9 protein-coding genes are annotated in these 13,040 nt (G+C 55.4%); 4 read left to right on the plus strand and 5 right to left on the minus strand.

The genetic code is table 11. The features are described 5' to 3' along the window. Positions 1-30: 30 nt before the first annotated feature. Entirely contained in the window at positions 31-510 is a 480-nt protein-coding gene (locus JBO43_RS11405; RefSeq protein WP_095281141.1) for a cold-shock protein, read from the minus strand. 384 nt (positions 511-894) lie between these two features. Between JBO43_RS11405 and JBO43_RS11410 the strand changes: the two genes are divergently transcribed. From JBO43_RS11410 to JBO43_RS11420, 3 genes are read left to right on the plus strand one after another with little or no spacing between them, the layout of a single operon-like run. Continuing rightward, positions 895-1,872 carry a hypothetical protein gene (locus JBO43_RS11410; RefSeq protein ID WP_202674336.1) on the plus strand — a complete coding sequence of 326 codons (978 nt, stop codon included), beginning with the start codon at positions 895-897 and terminating at the stop codon, positions 1,870-1,872. Positions 1,873-1,890: 18 nt separating this feature from the next. Continuing rightward, positions 1,891-2,475 (plus strand): peptidoglycan recognition protein family protein, encoded by a 585-nt coding sequence (locus JBO43_RS11415; RefSeq protein ID WP_202674337.1) that lies wholly within the window; start codon positions 1,891-1,893, stop codon positions 2,473-2,475. 59 nt (positions 2,476-2,534) lie between these two features. Further along, positions 2,535-3,656, plus strand: coding sequence for a YbdK family carboxylate-amine ligase (locus JBO43_RS11420; protein ID WP_095281138.1), 1,122 nt, complete (start codon positions 2,535-2,537; stop codon positions 3,654-3,656). Here JBO43_RS11420 and JBO43_RS11425 read toward each other — a convergent pair. From JBO43_RS11425 to JBO43_RS11435, 3 genes are all read right to left on the minus strand, one after another. Beyond that, a complete protein-coding gene (locus JBO43_RS11425) occupies positions 3,643-6,741 on the minus strand; it encodes an efflux RND transporter permease subunit (protein ID WP_202674338.1) in 3,099 nt (1,032 codons plus the stop codon). The two genes, JBO43_RS11420 and JBO43_RS11425, sit on opposite strands and share 14 nt — an antisense overlap. Before the next feature lie 9 nt (positions 6,742-6,750). After that, complete coding sequence (locus JBO43_RS11430) at positions 6,751-7,830, minus strand: efflux RND transporter periplasmic adaptor subunit (protein ID WP_202674339.1); 1,080 nt, start codon at positions 7,828-7,830, stop codon at positions 6,751-6,753. Positions 7,831-7,965: 135 nt separating this feature from the next. Further along, the gene (locus JBO43_RS11435) at positions 7,966-10,659 is read right to left on the minus strand and encodes a cation-transporting P-type ATPase (RefSeq protein ID WP_202674340.1); all 2,694 of its coding nucleotides are present in this window, start codon (positions 10,657-10,659) and stop codon (positions 7,966-7,968) included. A gap of 499 nt (positions 10,660-11,158) precedes the next feature. On the opposite strand from JBO43_RS11435, the gene JBO43_RS11440 reads away from it, so the two are divergent. Next, positions 11,159-11,407: a DUF1158 domain-containing protein gene (locus JBO43_RS11440; protein ID WP_095281134.1), complete on the plus strand. Its 249-nt coding sequence runs from the start codon at positions 11,159-11,161 to the stop codon at positions 11,405-11,407. Here the strand turns inward: JBO43_RS11440 and JBO43_RS11445 are convergent. Further along, complete coding sequence (locus tag JBO43_RS11445; RefSeq protein ID WP_202674341.1) at positions 11,393-12,961, minus strand: alpha/beta hydrolase-fold protein; 1,569 nt, start codon at positions 12,959-12,961, stop codon at positions 11,393-11,395. The genes JBO43_RS11440 and JBO43_RS11445 overlap by 15 nt on opposite strands. Positions 12,962-13,040: the final 79 nt, after the last annotated feature.

A 13,040-nucleotide genomic window follows, 5' to 3' on the forward strand; every position in this document is an offset into this window, starting at 1 on the left:
CTGAAAATGGCGCAGAATTTCGGCACAAAATCACTTGAGGAGTTTTACCGTTTCTTCAATGTCGATTTCGTCTTCTGTGAAGATGAGCGTCGCCCCCTGGAAGGTGGTGATCGCCAGTTTCTTCAGCGAACGCATTTCACCTGGCTTCACGGCGGATTTTGGTCTGATGCTATTCAGCAGAGCACCCACCGACAGCACAGCATTTTCTTTATCGATTCCGGCATCTGCCGGCACTTCCTCGCTGTAGACCAGGAAAGACTTGATCGACGTGAGCTTAAGGCGCTCGCCCGCGATGTAGATATATTTGCTTTCCGGGACGACTTTTACCGCGTAAGCAGAGAGACCTTTGTTATTGGTCGTCGGCTCGAAAGTGACCGCTGCGTCTTTCTTGATCAGCTCAGGGTTGGCGACTTTGATCACATGAAAATAGCGGTTATCACCGTTTTCATCTTTGATAAATCCAAAGCCTTTATCTTTAAACCACGTCGTGATCGTTCCGTTCATCGCCATTACCGCCTGATTAATCGTTTATCAACACAAATTTTGCAGCGCGCAGTGTAAAACACAATCCCCGCGCAGACCATGTCTTTGGCTTAAGTCTGGACGATAAATTTGTGGGATGCGAGGTTAGAGTCGCTGGTATCGATAGATTGACGGGATTTTAAGCACCAGGAAGTATTAGCGCTTACGGCGCAGCTCATTAGCTGTGTGCAAATATGCTTGCTGCTTAACTTATTCATTCGACACTACATCTCTATTTTTTTGAAATTCAGAACACATTAAACTCTAATACTTGCTCGCTATGTCTATTTATAATATCAAGCATTCATCGTAGTTACTTAATCAAATCCAATATAAGAATGTATATTTATATACCAGCACCAGGAGTAACTCATGTCACTCTGCACAACACCATCAACGGTTTTACTGACTTACTTACACTTCAGAATTACGCAACTCTATGAAACAGTTGTGCCCACAATACCACAATCAGATAGTACAAAATCAGAACTTATGAAACGTCTGAGAGCACAACTGGATATTAGTACATTTGATATTTCAACTCTTTCCAGCGTCGAGCGGGAATTAATAACAATATGCCCAGACATACTTGTTAGTCAACTCTATCAAAATACTCGAGACCGTTTTCTGTCGACCTTACCGATTGAGGCTCCACATCGACTAGAAAAACTAGAGAAGTCTAGTCCACCAGAAAATAATATAAGCAACCAACGAACAAATATGTTAATAGTTTGCAACTGGCTTCACGAGTACTATTTGTTCATTTGTACTCGAGAAAAATTCATTAGCGACAACAAACAATTATTTATTATTATGTTGCTTATTCTCGTTGTCATTACCGTTGCATCAAGTGTGATATGTCAAACGCTGATACATGACAGGACTGGCATTCAATATTCACTTCTTATTGGAATGGCATGTTCAGGATACTTAGGAGCCACGATCAGCGTTGTTCGTCGCTTCAGGACTGTTGCAGAAAGCCCTGTTGACGGCATCGATAGAGAGGATAAGCTATTGAAATTAGAGCAGGGTCAAAAGGGAATATATCTCTCTTTGCTTCTGGGTACACTATCCCCTTTCATTATAATGCTTGTTCTAAGAATTCTACCTGATGGTCAAAATACAACTCTTCTTGGGATCAATTTGCTCCCTCACTTTAAAGATGTAGTGATTAGTACCACAGCCACTATTGCTGATGTTTATCTTTATACACAACTTACAGATGCTTCTGACATTGCTCGCATCTTAATTATATCTATTTTTTGTGGCTTTGCCGAAAGACTTATTCCTGATGTGCTCGACAGACTCACCAATGAAGCAGAGAAAAAATACATAACACCTCATTCATAACTCAACTGGAGTATTCACATGGCTAACTGGAAAGGTATTGTCGGTTTGAGTTTTTCTCAAGAAGCATTTGATAAATATTGTCATTCACTACACTGGACGCAATGGAGGCCTTCAGCAATAGTATTGCATAATACATCGACACCGACATTAATGCAGCGCCCCAATGGCTTCACAGCAAAACACATTGAAAATCTTGTACATTATTATCGTGATGATCAAGGATGGTCCGCAGGCCCTCATCTCTTTATCGACGACAAACAAATTTGGGTATTCTGCCCATTAACCCTTTCCGGAGTACACTCACCTTCCTATAACAAAATGGCGTTAGGGGTAGAAATGTTAGGTGAATACTCAACAGAGTTGTTTGATTCTGGTCGAGGGTTATCTGTACAAAAGAATACTGTTGCAGCACTTGCTACTCTATATGCAGTCTTAGGTCTCAATCCTGAAAATTTGATATTGCATAAAGAAGACCCTCTGACGAAGCATAAAACCTGCCCAGGGAAACATGTGGACAAAACAGCCTTAGTTGAAAAGGTAAAACAACTAGTGGTTAAGCGGCACGGTGGGGATCATTTCAAAGAGGCCGATGAGCATCCTTGAACCCAGTAAGGTTGGTGGGGATGTCTATACTCAACACATCCCCGCAACCGGAGCGCGCCATGCCCCTACCTGACTTTCATGTATCCGATCCTTTCACGCTGGGTATTGAACTCGAACTGCAGGTGGTGAATCCGCCGGGGTACGACCTCAGCCAGGACTCTTCGGCGCTGATTGCTGCCGTCAAAAACGACATCAAAGCCGGTGAGGTTAAGCACGATATCACCGAAAGCATGCTCGAAATTGCCACCGGCGTGTGTCAGGACATCCACCAGGCGGCGGCGCAGTTTTCAGCCATGCAGCAGGCGATCCTGCGCGCGGCGGCAGATCAACATATTCAGATTTGTGGCGGCGGGACACATCCGTTTCAAAAGTGGCAACGTCAGGAAGTGTGTGACGATGAACGCTACAACCGCACGCTGGAGATGTTTGGCTATCTGATTTTGCAGGCCACGGTGTTCGGCCAACACGTGCACGTCGGCTGCCGCAGCGGCGATGAGGCGATTTATCTTCTGCACGGCCTGTCGCGTTTTGTCCCGCACTTTATCGCCCTCTCCGCCTCGTCGCCCTACATGCAAGGGAGCGACACGAAATTTGCCTCGTCGCGGCTCAATATTTTCTCGGGATTTCCGGATAACGGCAAAATGCCGTGGGTGAATAACTGGCAGGAGTTTGAAGGATTATTTCGTCGTCTGAGCTACACCACGATGATCGACAGCATCAAAGATTTGCACTGGGATATTCGCCCCAGCCCGCACTTTGGTACCGTCGAGGTGCGCGTCATGGACACGCCGCTGACGCTGGCCCATGCGATTAACATCGCCGGATTGATTCAGGCCACCTCGCACTGGCTGCTGACCGAGCGCCCGTATAAGCATCAGGAACAGGATTTTTTGCTGTATCGGTTTAATCGTTTTCAGGCCTGTCGCTATGGGCTGGATGGGTTGCTCACCGATGTGAATACCGGCGAGCAAAAAACCATTGCCGAGGATATTGCGTGGCTGCTGGAGCGCGTCGCGCCGTCCGCCGAAAAGCTGGGGGCGGAGAGCGCGATTGCGGAAATTGCCCTGATGTTGAAACAGGGCAAGAGCGAGGCGCAGCGAATGCGGGATTTTATCGCCAACGGCGGTTCGCTGACCTCGCTGGTGCAAAAACACTGCGAGCTGTGGACTACTCACCCGTAAGTTTATGGCCCCACTCGCGCAGGCGCTGGAACAGCACGAATAGCGCCGGGATGAACACAATGCCGACCACGGTGGCCACCAGCATCCCGCTGAACACCGTGGTCCCGATGATGCGACGGCTCTGCGCCCCCGCGCCGGAGGCCAGCATCATCGGCAGGACACCAATAATAAACGACACGGCGGTCATCATGACTGCACGAAAGCGCTTCGACGCGCCCTCACGGGCAGCGTCGACAATCTCCATCCCGTCAATACGCCGCGCGCGGGCAAACTCGACGATCAGAATGGCGTTTTTGGCCGCCAAGGCGATGAGCAACACCAGCCCGATCTGCACGTACACATCGTTCGCGAAGCCTGCTAACCATAGCCATACCAGCGCGCCGCCGATGGCAAACAGCACCGAGAGCATCACGCTAGCGGGCAGCGTCCAGCTTTCGTACTGCGCAACGAGGAACAGCCACGCCATCACCACCGCCGCCAGCACAATCCAGACCGCCTGATTGCCCGTCTGCTGCTCCTGATACGACATGCCGCTCCACGCGTAGTCATATCCGGCGGGCAGATTTTCGCTCAGCAACTGGCCCATTGCGGCCATCGCCGTGCTGCTGCTCACGCCCACTGCCGCCGACCCGCTGACCGACACGGACGGAAACTGGTTGTACTGCTGTAAAAACGGCGCGCCGACGGTCGGGGTGACGGTGACCAGATTACTCAGGCGCACGCGTTCACCGTTGTTGCTGCGCACATACAGCTCTGAAATCTGCTCCGCGCGCTCGCGCCACTGCATCTCATTTTGCAATACCACGTGATACACGCGGTTGTTGATGCTGAAATCCCCGGCGCGCGTGCCGCCAAAGGCGGTTTGCAGGCTGCTGAAGATACGACTGACGGGCACGTCCAGCCGTGCTGCACGCTCGCGATCGACTTCAAGCGTCAGCTGTGGCACGTTGCTGCTCCAGGTGGTAAACACGCGGTTAAGCTGCGGATGCTGGTTGGCTTTCGCCAGCACCTCGCGGGTGACGCGCTCCAGCTCCGCCGGGCTTTGCCCCGCCTGCGCCTGGATGCGCAGATCAAAACCAGAGGCGTTACCCAGGCCCGGCAGCGTTGGCGGCGCGAAGGTCATGATGGTCGCTTCCGGCAGGGCCAATAGCTGGCGTTGCAGCGCGCCCATCACCTCGTCCAGTGGCGGGCGCTCACTCCAGTCTTTCAACATCACCGAGATAAACCCGCCGTTCGAGGCGCTGGTGCCATTGAGAATATTAAAACCGGACACCTGAATCACATCTTCCACCGCCGGATTGGCGGCAATCAGCTCCCGCGCAGTGGTCATCACCGCTTCGGTACGCTCCAGCGAAGCTGCTTCCGGCAACTGCACGCTGGCGAAAAAGTACCCCTGATCTTCCTGCGGCAGAAAGCCTTTTGGCATGGCGGTAAAACTCAGCGCCACAATAACCGCCGCACCGACCGTCGCCGCCAGCGCCAGCAGCGGACGACGGTTAAAGATATCGACCAGTTTTGTGTAGCCGTTGCGCGTGGCGTCCAGCCCACGGTTAAATCCGCGGAAGATGGCCGCGGGATGACCGACGCGTGGGCGCAGCAAAAGAGCACACAGCGCGGGCGTGAGCGTCAGGGCAACAATGCTGGAAAGCGTCACGGCGGTGGAGAGTGTCACCGCAAACTGGCGATACAGTTCGCCGACAATTCCCGGCAGCAGCGCCACTGGCACGAACACCGCCAGCAGCACCAGCGTGGTGGCAATCACCGGCCCGGCAATCTGACGCAGGGCGTTGGCTGTGGCCTCAGTGCGGCTCTGCCCTTCTGCCATCAGGGTTTCGACGCTTTCGACCACCACAATCGCGTCGTCCACCACCATCGTCAGCGCCAGAATGATAGCGAACAGACTCAGGGTATTGGCGGAATAACCCAGTGTGTAGAGCACCGCAAAGGTGCCGATCAACGACACCGGGATCGCCAGCGCCACAATCAGCGTCGCGCGCCAGCTTTGCAGGAAAAGAGAAACAACCACTACCACGGCGAGCAGCGTCAGGGCCAGCGAGGTGCCGATCTCTTTGATGGTCGCCGCGACAAACTCGGTGGTGTCGAACTTCACTTCCCAGGTCAGGTCTTCAGGGAAACGCGTGGCCAGACGCTCAAGCTCGCCGCGCACGGCATCGGCTACGCGCAGGGCGTTGGCGGACGGCGTCGGGTAGATCCCTAAATACGCCGAGTCGTGACCGTTCAGCTGTGCGCCGGAACTGTAGCTGCGCGAGCCTAACTCGATCGTCGCCACGTCTTTCAGGCGCACCAGTTGCCCCATCTCACCGGCGCGAAGAATAATGTCACCAAAGGCTTCGGCCTCGTTGAGACGCCCCAGTCCGTTAATCGTGAGCGTTTGCTGTTGCCCGTTAAACACCGGCGGCGTGCCTACCTGGCCTGCCGCGCCCTGCACGTTTTGCTCGCGCAAGGCCTGAGCGACATCGTCGGTGGTTACATTCAGGGCATTCATGCGATCCGGGCGCAGCCAGATGCGCATGCTGTAGTCGCGCGCGCCAAACAGCTGGACCTGCCCGACACCCGGCAGACGCGCAAGTGCTTCTCGGACCTGCGTGCTGGCATAGTTGCTGACAAACAGCGGGGAATGGGTGCCCTGTGGTGAGTAAAGACTTACCCCCATCATCAGATTAGTCGCGCGTTTACGCACCTGAACGCCGTTTTGCTGCGCCTCGGCGGGCAGCTGGGCGACGGCCTGCGCCACGCGATTTTGCACGTCGATGGCCGCCAGATCCGCGTCAGTGCCTGCGGCAAACGTGATGTTCAGGCTGTACGTGCCCTCATCGGAACTGGTCGATTCCATGTAGAGCATGTGGTCCACGCCGTTAAGCTGGGTTTCCAGCGGCGTGGCGATGGCTTCCGCCACGTCACCCGCACTGGCACCCGGCCAGCTGGCGCTTACATTCACCACGGGCGGCGTGATTTGCGGATACTGCTCCACCGGGATCAGCTTCAGGGCGATGGCCCCGAGCATCGTGATCACCAGGGCGATCACCATCGCAAAGCGCGGGCGTTTGATAAACAACGTCAGCATGATGGCTCCTTAATTGAGGATCTGGACAGCCGCACCGGGCTGTAAACGCGGCGCGCCGTCGGTGACCACACGCTCGTGCGCCTCGACGCCGCTTTGCACGGTGAACTGCTGGCCCATTTGCCCGCCGAGCGTGAGCGCACGCTTTTCGGCTTTTCCGTCGGCGTTCACGACCCAGGTGAAGAAGCCGTCGCCGTTTTGCTGAACGGCCGCAGCCGGGATCGCCAGCGCATCCTGCTCACTTTGCGGGCGCAGCCAGACGTTCACATTCCCGCCCGGCAGCAAGCGGTGCTGCGGATTGGCAAATTCGGCGCGTAACATCACGCTGGCGGTGCGTGGATCGATGCGGTTATCAACCGAGGTCAGCGTGCCGTTTTCGCGCTGATCTCCGTTAGGTATCTGTGCCAGCCAGGCTTTTTTCAGTGCAGTGAGATCGGCGTGTTGCCCCGCTTTAGCGGCAAACGCCCCCTCTTCCAGCGCAAAGGCAATACGAATCGGATCGAGCTGAACCACTTCCACCAATGTGCCGCTGGACGGATTCACCACGCTGCCAGCGTGAAACTGGCTGTGGCCCATGCGCCCATTGATAGGCGAAGTGATACGGGTAAAGCCAAGGGTAACGTTACGTGCTTCAAGGCGCGCATTGGCCTGCTCGAGCGCCGCGCGGGCCACATCGCGCTGCATCTGCGCGGTATCGACGTCATTGCGACTGATGGCGTTGCCAGTTTTCAGACTTTGAAAACGAGTCAACTGCTGCTGCGCCTGACGCAGGGTGGCTTCTGCGCTTTTCACTTCGGCCTGCGCCAGACGCACCGCCGCGCGCGGTTCAGCGTCGTCGAGCTCGAACAGCAGATCGCCTTGCTTCACATATTGCCCGTCGCGGAAATGGATTTTGGCGATGGCCCCTTCCGTGCGCGCCCGCAGTTCAACCGTGTGGATCGCCTCGATGCGGCCAGGAATTTGGCGCTCGGCGGCGTGGGTTGTCTCTTCAATCACGGCGACGCGCACCGGAATGGCGGCGGCAATGGCGGTTTGCAGGGTGCAGGAAAGGAGTGCAGCCGCCAGAGCGGTGCGCAGGAAGGTGGATTTCATGGTGGATCCTCGGTGTTTGTGCCCCTCACCCCGGCCCTCTCCCCAAGGGAGAGGGAGGTTAGAGTCCCTTCCCCAAGTGAGAAGGAGGTTGGAGTTCCCTCTCCCTGTGGGAGAGGGTTAGGGTGAGGGCAAAAGTTATGCAGCCTTGCGGAACCCGCGGGTCAGTCGCTTCTCAATCTCGACGACGAAGAACATCACACCGGCCATCGCCAGGGTAATCCCCCAGTAGCGCAGCGGCAGGGCTTCGGTGCCGAACAGCATCTGCATAAACGGCAGGTAGATAATCGCCACCTGGAGCAGGAACAGCACGCCCGTCACCAGCCAGATGCCCTTGTTCGCCAGCAAACCACGGTTCAGAGAGAAGCCGTTGCTATTGCGGCAGTTAATCATGTAGACCCACTGCGCACACACCAGCATCTGCAGCAGCACGGTACGGATGAACTCGGCGCTGTGGCCGCGCGGCGCGAGCCATGCTTCCAGCGCAAAGGCCGCAATCGCGATCATGGTGCCGACGAAAGCCACGCGCCAGACGGCGAAGGCATCCATCACGTGCTGTCCGGTCTGACGCGGCGGACGTTTCATGATGTTGCGCTCGGCGGCTTCAAAGGCCAGGCCGAAGGAGAGCGTGGCGGACGTCGCCATGTTCATCCACAGAATCAGCACCGGCGTCAGTGGGATAATGTTCCCCGCCAGCAGCGCAATCACAATCAGCAAACCCTGCGCCAGGTTGGTTGGCATGATGAACAGAATCGTTTTCTTCAGGTTGTCGTAGACGCGACGCCCCTCTTTCACCGAACTGGCGATAGTGGCGAAGTTGTCGTCCGTCAGAACCATATCGGCGGCTTCTTTGGTCACTTCCGTGCCTTTGATGCCCATCGCGATCCCGACATCCGCCTGACGCAGCGCGGGAGCGTCGTTCACGCCGTCGCCGGTCATACCGACGATTTCGCCCTTCTCCTGCAGCGCTTTCACCAGGCGCAGCTTATGCTCCGGGCTGGTACGCGCAAAGATGTCGAACTCCACCGCTGCATTCGCCAGCTCGGCGTCGTCCATCTTCTCCAGCTCGTAGCCGGTGACGGCCTGCGCACTGTTGGTGATCCCCAGCATCTGACCGATGCTCATCGCGGTCTGCGGGTGGTCGCCGGTGATCATTTTCACGCGGATCCCGGCCTGCTGGCAGGCGTGGATGGCGTCGATAGCCTCCGGGCGCGGTGGGTCCATCATCCCGGCGATGCCGAGGAAAATCAGCCCGCTGTTCAGGTCATCGTGGCTCAGGCTCTGCTGATCCGCAGCCGCGGGTTTGAAGGCGGCAGCAACCATGCGCAGGCCCTGACGCGCATAGCGCTCCATCTCGGTTTCCCAGTACCCGCGATTAAACGCTTCTTTACCGTGGCGAGTCTCCTGCTGGTCACACAGGGCGAAAATCACGTCCGGCGCACCGGTAACCAGGATTTGCTCCTCACTGCCAATCTGATAGTGGGTGCTCATGTACTTGTACTGCGAGTCGAACGGAATCTTGTTAATCAGGGTAGTCATGACCGGCGCGAGATTCGCTTTGGCGGCCAGCACTTTCAGCGCCCCTTCCGTCGGCCCACCGGTGATGCCCCACAGGCCGCGCTCGTCCTGAATAATCTGGCTGTCGTTGCACAGGTCGATGGTGCGCAGGTAGTGCTCTAGCACGGTGCCTGGCTGAATATGAACCGGCTCGTCGCTGCCTTCCAGATAGATGTGGCCCACTGGCTCGTAGCTGTTGCCTTCCACGCGGTAGCAGCTGTCGGCGGTGATAATGGCTTTGACCGTCATTTCGTTCATGGTCAGGGTGCCGGTTTTATCCGAGCAGACCACGGTCATCGCCCCCAGGGTTTCAACGGTTGGCAGCTTGCGGATAATCGCCTTTTTGCGCGCCATCGCCTGAACGCCGAGAGACAGAATAATCGAGATAATCGCTGGCAGACCTTCCGGTACCGAGGCCACCGCCAGGCTAATCAGAGAGAGCAGCAGCTCGCCCATCGGGATGTCGCGGAATACCAGGCTGAAGATAAACAGCGCGGCCATCATCACCAGAATAATGGCGAAGATCGCTTTGCCGAGCTTGTCCATCTGCACCAGCAGCGGCGTGCGGTGCTTTTCAATCCCGGCCATCATCTGGTTGATGTGGCCCAGTTCCGTATCCTGACCGGTGGCGATGACCACGCCCACGCCGCCACCGGCGCTCACGGTCGTGCCGGAGAAGACTAAGTTAGTCCGGTCGCCCAACGATAAGTCACCGGATAATGGATTGGTGTGTTTATCCACAACCGTGGATTCGCCGGTCAGAATCGCTTCTTCGACGCGTAAATTATGCGCTTCAATCAGACGCATATCCGCTGGAATACGATCCCCTGCGCGCAGGACAATAATATCCCCAGGGACGATTTCAGTCGTCGGAATAGTTTCATGCGCGCCGCCGCGAATAACACGCGCATCGCTGGAAAGCATATTGCGAATGCTTTGCAACGATTTTTCCGCATTACTTTCCTGAACGTGTCCAATTAAGGCGTTGATGACCGCGACGCCCAGAATGACCAGCGTATCAACCCAGTGGCCCATCACCGCAGTTAATACCGCAGCGGCCAGCAAAACATAAATCAGGACGTCATTAAAATGGGCGAGAAAACGCAACCAGGCCGGTTTGCCTTTTTTCTCAGGCAGGACATTCGGGCCATACTGCTGCAAACGGGCCTGCGCTTCGGCACGGTCCAGTCCGTTGGAGTGGCTCTTCTTTTGTGCCAGTACCTGCTCGACGGTCTGCTGGTATGGCCGATTCTGGGAGTGAGTCATTTTAGTCATTGATGCAATTCCTTCAATATCCGGTGGACGGAAGCCTGAATTCCTTTCTGGCTTTAATAAATTCAAATTTAATGGCGTTAATTCTTGCGGTGTAAATTGATCTGCCGCAATATAATTAGCGCCGGGTTATTCAAAACTAACTTTCACTATTTCGATAAGATGATTTTTACAAAATATTTCTAAACGCAATCTAAACGAGGAGAGAGCATGTTTGGTATTTATCGCGGGCGCCGCCTGGCTTTGTACATAGTTGTTGCCATTGTTATTGCGACGTTAATTGGATACAGCACTTATACGTTTGTAAAATTACTTGCCTGATGATGACAGTTATTTACATAACCAGAGAATAATTGAATTCATTCATTGCAGGTTTAATTAAATCAGGAATATTCCCGGAATATTTATTGTTTTGTTATCCGGGAAGTGTATTTCGTGATGATATTGCTTTACGTTGCAGAATCCCGGACAATAACTTTTTTAACTGACAATTAACATTAATATGAGACACCCGTTAGAATCCCTGTTGACGGCAGGAGGCATTTTGCTGATGGCACTTCTCTCCTGCCTGCTGCTTCCTGCACCGTCGTTTGGACTGGCGCTGGCGCAGAGACTGGTCGCACTGTTTCACCTCATGGATTTGAATCAGCTCTACACCCTGGTGTTCTGTCTGTGGTTTATCCTGCTCGGCGCCATTGAATTTTTCGTCCTGCGTTTCATCTGGCGCCGCTGGTTTTCACTGTCCGCGTAAGCCGGTAAAATCGCGCATCCCGTGGATCAGCGCTTCGCACCAGGCCGCGTAATCGTGGCCGCTGGACCACGGATGGAAACTCACGCGGTAGCCTTTATCACGTAAAACCTGTCCGAACATTTCGGTATTGCGATAGATCCCGCCCCCCGGCCCTGAAGTTTCGAATCGCCCGGCCTGTAGCCAGAAACGAATCGGATACGCTGGCGACTGCTGATACTGCCGCGTGAGCCAACCAGGCGCTTCCTCTTTCGGTGCCCACCAGTACGAACCCGATAAACTCAGCACGTTGCCGAACAGGTGCGGATAGCGCAGCGCCACCCACGACGACGCAATCCCGCCGTAGCTTGAACCCGCCAGCACCGTTTTTTGCCGCTGCAGCGCAATTCCCTGCCCACGCAGCCACGGCAACAGTTCCTTTCCCATAAAATCGGCGTAATCCGCATTTGGCGGCAGCTCTTTGCCGCGACGGGCGTGATCGAGGCTATCGATAAACACCACGTTGACAGGCGGAAGATGGTGCCGGGCGATCAGCCCGTCGAGCACGTTGGCAAAGTGGTATTCGTCCTGATAAATCTGCCCGTCGAACAGGATCAACGTCCAGCGCGCGGGCTGTGCGCCGCGCGGTTTGTAAATCATCACTTCACGCGAGTTACCGAGGATTTGGCTGGCAAACAGCTGGCGTGTGAGCGAACCGTGGGTCAGCGGCTGCGCGACGGCCTGAGCCGAACAGTAGCGCGCGGGGCTGAGATCGAGCAGCGAATAGCGGTTCCAGCGGTCGGCCTGTTGATCGCCGTAGGTTTGCGGATTGAGCGGATCGGCCTGCGCGCTCACCAGAATGGCGCGGCGCTGATCGCGCGCGTTCCCTTCCACACGCGGCACGTCCGGTGCCAGTTTGTACTGCATGAGGGTGTCTGCTGGTACCACGTAGCTGCGAAACCAGACGTCAGTTTTCCCGAGGCGGAACAGCGGATCGTGATCGCCCGCGGGCGAGCCGAGAATAAAGACGTTATCGCGCGCGCCACGCCACAAGAAGGTCACACGCTTATGGCGGGCATCGACCGGCTCCACCATCGGCGTTCCCTGCCGAATTTGCGTCTGCCAGAACGCATCAGTACTCCCACCGGCAGCAACCGTCTGAGCCAGTTTTTGCAGCGTCGGGCTTTCGGGCTCGAGCATTTGCGTGCGTGCGAGCGGCGAGGTCTCTTTCATCCGCCACGTAAAGCGCCACGGCTTGCCCTCTTCCCCATGTAATACCAGAGAGGTGCTCTGCTGCACCGGCAGGGCAAACAGCAGTGAGTGCTCGCCATCAGCAGGGCCATTTTCAATCAGCGTACGAATGCGGCGGTTTTGTCCGTCGAGAAGTTTTGCATCCGTCACGCCGTTCAGCGTCGCGGAGACATAGTTTTCACCGAGCGCAGGCAGGACAAAACAGACCTCACCGCTGGCATCGAATTTCCCGTTTTGCTCACCCTGGATGGAAGGATGCTCGCACGTTGCCGCCAGTGCTGGCAGCGTACTTATCCCTAACAGCAACCCACTCCACGCCCTTTTCATGCCGACTCGTTCCCCTGCGAAATTTGTTACCAACGCTAATGCAAATAGTAATAATTTGCAATATCATCTACGCCGTTAT

The organism is Lelliottia jeotgali (assembly GCF_016771845.1).
Taxonomy (GTDB): domain Bacteria; phylum Pseudomonadota; class Gammaproteobacteria; order Enterobacterales; family Enterobacteriaceae; genus Enterobacter; species Enterobacter jeotgali.

Excerpts from the sequence above, each read along its gene's own strand:
- JBO43_RS11405 (WP_095281141.1), bottom strand. The coding sequence starts at position 510 with ATGGCGATGAACGGAACGATCACGACGTGGTTTAAAGATAAAGGCTTT.
- JBO43_RS11410 (WP_202674336.1), top strand. The coding sequence starts at position 895 with ATGTCACTCTGCACAACACCATCAACGGTTTTACTGACTTACTTACAC.
- JBO43_RS11415 (WP_202674337.1), top strand. The coding sequence starts at position 1,891 with ATGGCTAACTGGAAAGGTATTGTCGGTTTGAGTTTTTCTCAAGAAGCA.
- JBO43_RS11420 (WP_095281138.1), top strand. The coding sequence starts at position 2,535 with ATGCCCCTACCTGACTTTCATGTATCCGATCCTTTCACGCTGGGTATT.
- JBO43_RS11425 (WP_202674338.1), bottom strand. The coding sequence starts at position 6,741 with ATGCTGACGTTGTTTATCAAACGCCCGCGCTTTGCGATGGTGATCGCC.
- JBO43_RS11430 (WP_202674339.1), bottom strand. The coding sequence starts at position 7,830 with ATGAAATCCACCTTCCTGCGCACCGCTCTGGCGGCTGCACTCCTTTCC.
- JBO43_RS11435 (WP_202674340.1), bottom strand. The coding sequence starts at position 10,659 with ATGACTAAAATGACTCACTCCCAGAATCGGCCATACCAGCAGACCGTC.
- JBO43_RS11440 (WP_095281134.1), top strand. The coding sequence starts at position 11,159 with ATGAGACACCCGTTAGAATCCCTGTTGACGGCAGGAGGCATTTTGCTG.
- JBO43_RS11445 (WP_202674341.1), bottom strand. The coding sequence starts at position 12,961 with ATGAAAAGGGCGTGGAGTGGGTTGCTGTTAGGGATAAGTACGCTGCCA.